Raw genomic sequence first — 3,270 nt, forward strand, 5'->3', positions numbered from 1 at the left:
CGCGTGTTGCGGCCGTGAGCGATGCCTCAGTTAAAACGATTCGAACGCACCACCAGACGTTGTGTGGGGAGGATTGGGAACGTCAACGCTGAGAGCAAAGATCACGCGTATCTGAGCGAAGATCGAGTCGCTTGGACTCCTCGGCTGAGTATCCGAGTTTTCTCCGGAAACGATGGGGTGTGTTGAGCACCAACTCGATTGTTATTCTGTAGTGTGACGACACACTAGAACTAACTGGTGCTAGTGGTTGGTCATGGGCAGCGAATCAGCAGACGCTGAGAGCAAGGTGTCTGGGAACCTAGTGATGATTCCGGCTCGGATCCGCCGAGAACTGGGAATCAACGATGGAGACCAGCTCTGCTGGCACCTCGAAGAAGACGGGTGTATCCGAGTCTGAGTTGCCCAATAACGAAGTGGAACGGTTGCAGATTTCGATGGATATGACGGCGACAAAGCAATAGCGGGAACCGAAGACCACAACAGGTGGGCTGTCGGTAGATGCTACGGACCCGTACTCTCCGAACTAATCACCTGTTGCCTAAGTCAACTGTTCTCCTAGCGGGAAATCTCTACTAACACAGTCCGCGAACCGTGACTCGCAACAATCCAATAACACGGGTATCGGGGCACCAAACTCGGTGGGCGCGGTGCCCACGAGGGAGTTATCAAGGGGTGGATGCGGGTGGCTCGGTACGCGATTACACATCCATGACAGGCAGGTCACGTCCTGTGGAACACAACGGGCCTGCAAGACACACTACATCCGCGATCGTGTTTGATGTTGTGGTTCATCTCTCAAACTGGCTACCCAGCAGAGAAGACTGTCCGCTACGGAAGACCTTAGCAGGGTTCAGTATGTATTTTTTGCAATGTTTGGTTGTCCTCTGAGAAACTCTTGATACACACAATTGTTTAAGTAGTAGAATTAGAATATAAATATAATGTCTCACGAAACACGCCTTGAGTCTCTCGAGATTCAAAACGTGGTTGCATCAAGCGCCATCGGTCAGGAATTGGATTTGGAATCGCTCTCGAACGACGTCACCGGAGCGGAGTTCAATCCAGATAACTTCCCTGGACTCGTCTATCGGACACAAGACCCAAGAGCAGCGAATCTGATTTTCCGGTCTGGCAAAATCGTGTGCACTGGTGCGAGTAGCGTCGACGGGGTCAACCGTGCATTAGATCAGGTATTCGAGGAACTCGGTAGCCTTGGAATTCCAATCGATAACCGGGAAGAGGCGACTGTGCAGAACATCGTCTCGAGTGCAGACCTCGGAACAACTCTCAATCTGAATGCACTCGCGATTGGTCTCGGTCTCGAAAACGTCGAGTATGAACCCGAGCAATTCCCTGGCCTTGTCTATCGGATCGACGAGCCGAACGTAGTGGTCTTGCTGTTTGGATCGGGGAAGATAGTCATCACGGGTGCGAAGAAGGTGGAGTTTGCACATGAGGCGATTCAGGTTGTGAGCGACGAGATTGACTCGCTTGGACTACTCGGCTGAGCATCGGATTCTGTAGTCTCGACTGAATCCCCGTATTCGGTCCAAGGAGTGATATTGCATGAGTTCAAGCAGATCACGGTTGCACATGACTTCGATTGTCCCAGCCACCACCGTGTGATGTATCCATTGTTTATTCTTCTTAAGCAGAGCCCCGCGTCGTTTACCCTACACGAACTGGTTCGGACCAATATATTCTATCACGCATTTCGAGAGAGTACTTGTGCAAACAGTATCATCTACTGTCACCCACCTCGGGTTCTCAGTTCTTTGTGGTACCGTTGGGTTTGTGCTCCGGGGGACTGAAGGTGCGCTTCTTGGAGTTCTTGTCGGATATCTCCTCGGGAAGTTACTGCAGAGTTTCTATTGGATGCTTACGGGTAACCACCCGACGTAACTCCGGTCATATCGTCGCGTTCATCTCTTCGACTGACTCGACGAGCACCTCGAACATCTTGTCTGCCTGCTCGTCGTCGTAATCGACGTGATATTCTTTGGAACTCCCTCTTTAGCGAGGTTGACGTGCCGGTCTGGCGCGCCGTCGTGGTGCTCGAGTCTCTCTCGTGCACACTCAAGCGGGCATCCACCGATCACCAGCATCGGCCGTCTTAACGTGCAGTGTTCTCGAGTGGGGTGACGTCACCGCTGACTCCGGTGATACTGGACATCTCTGCGAGTCGTTCACGGTCGAGTCTAACGGCGAGGTCGTTTGCCATCTGTGCCGCGCTTGAACATCCGGAAGATAAATAGACTAACGGCAGATCGTTGTACTCTTCGGACATCACCACGCGATTTCTGTACACTCTCTAAAAGGGTTCTCCCGAACGACGTTCGCCCCCGACGAACTCTGAGGGTACTGTTGTCCAAAGCAGACATCTGCCCAGGGGATTTTGACTCTGGTATCGTCGGAGGTAACTGTCTGCTTATCTATGAGGAACGTATGGAAACAGTTACTGTCACCCGAACGATAGCTGCATCGTCCGAAGAAGTCAGTCGAGCGATGCACAATCTCACCCCATTCATACGGGCGTCAGGATTCGATTCGTTCGACGTTGACGACCGGGATATTCGGGTTTCGAATAAGGTCGGGCCCGCCAAGATCACACTTCACTTGGAAGTCGTAGATGATGCGGAGGTTGAGTTGGCCTACGAACAGCGAAAGGGAATTTTCGAAGAGATGCGAACGAGTTATCGGCTCGACCCCGTCTCCGACGGTGTAGAAGTAACAGCGACGACCGAGTTCGCACTCGATGTTGCTCTTATTGGTGAGTTCCTCGATTCGACTGTGATTTCTCGACAACGGAGGAAGGAACTAGAAGCGCAGTTCGATTACCTCGAAGAGATAGCGGATCAGTCCTGACCTGATACCGAAACCGAGACTCAGATAGACTGGTCGGCGAGTGATTGGCAGAATATATTCGGCATAGCAGTAAGGGATATTAGTACTATATGTCTCAGTATGGGTTCCTCTGAAACCACCGGCGAGACGCGGAAACTCGATGTCAGAGATATCGACGGTGAACCGTTTGGCCACATCATGTCTGCAGTCGGTGAGTTGAGCGCGGGTGACTCACTTCTTCTTGTCAATAGCTTCGAACCGGTCCCGCTCTACGATGTCCTCAAACGGCGTGGGTGTGAGTTTCAGACGACTCAGATCGAAGACGATGAGTGGCACATCACGATCTCTCTGAGATAGTAACCAACGGCTGAAGATGTGTGCGGCACCGCAACTGCTTGCAAAGACACAGGTATCATACCGGATTCC

General features: G+C 52.0%; 3 protein-coding genes and 2 pseudogenes. 4 read left to right on the forward strand and 1 reads right to left on the reverse strand.

The window, feature by feature from the left end; genetic code table 11:
- Positions 1-253 precede the first annotated feature (253 nt).
- Both C5B90_RS21320 and C5B90_RS19615 read left to right on the forward strand, forming a co-directional pair.
- Positions 254-559, forward strand: a pseudogene (locus C5B90_RS21320) (AbrB/MazE/SpoVT family DNA-binding domain-containing protein).
- A gap of 382 nt (positions 560-941) precedes the next feature.
- Positions 942-1,508: a TATA-box-binding protein gene (locus C5B90_RS19615; RefSeq protein ID WP_115883600.1), complete on the forward strand. Its 567-nt coding sequence runs from the start codon at positions 942-944 to the stop codon at positions 1,506-1,508.
- 414 nt (positions 1,509-1,922) lie between these two features.
- Here C5B90_RS19615 and C5B90_RS21325 read toward each other — a convergent pair.
- Positions 1,923-2,287, reverse strand: a pseudogene (locus tag C5B90_RS21325) (putative zinc-binding protein).
- A 158-nt stretch (positions 2,288-2,445) separates the two neighbouring features.
- Here C5B90_RS21325 and C5B90_RS19625 point away from each other — a divergent pair.
- Both C5B90_RS19625 and C5B90_RS19630 read left to right on the forward strand, forming a co-directional pair.
- Positions 2,446-2,865 carry an SRPBCC family protein gene (locus tag C5B90_RS19625; RefSeq protein WP_115883601.1) on the forward strand — a complete coding sequence of 140 codons (420 nt, stop codon included), beginning with the start codon at positions 2,446-2,448 and terminating at the stop codon, positions 2,863-2,865.
- A 99-nt stretch (positions 2,866-2,964) separates the two neighbouring features.
- Positions 2,965-3,201 carry a DUF2249 domain-containing protein gene (locus C5B90_RS19630; protein ID WP_115883602.1) on the forward strand — a complete coding sequence of 79 codons (237 nt, stop codon included), beginning with the start codon at positions 2,965-2,967 and terminating at the stop codon, positions 3,199-3,201.
- Positions 3,202-3,270: the final 69 nt, after the last annotated feature.

The organism is Haloferax sp. Atlit-12N (assembly GCF_003383095.1).
Lineage (GTDB): Archaea > Halobacteriota > Halobacteria > Halobacteriales > Haloferacaceae > Haloferax.

Excerpts from the sequence above, each read along its gene's own strand:
- C5B90_RS19625 (WP_115883601.1), top strand. The coding sequence starts at position 2,446 with ATGGAAACAGTTACTGTCACCCGAACGATAGCTGCATCGTCCGAAGAA.
- C5B90_RS19630 (WP_115883602.1), top strand. The coding sequence starts at position 2,965 with ATGGGTTCCTCTGAAACCACCGGCGAGACGCGGAAACTCGATGTCAGA.
- C5B90_RS19615 (WP_115883600.1), top strand. The coding sequence starts at position 942 with ATGTCTCACGAAACACGCCTTGAGTCTCTCGAGATTCAAAACGTGGTT.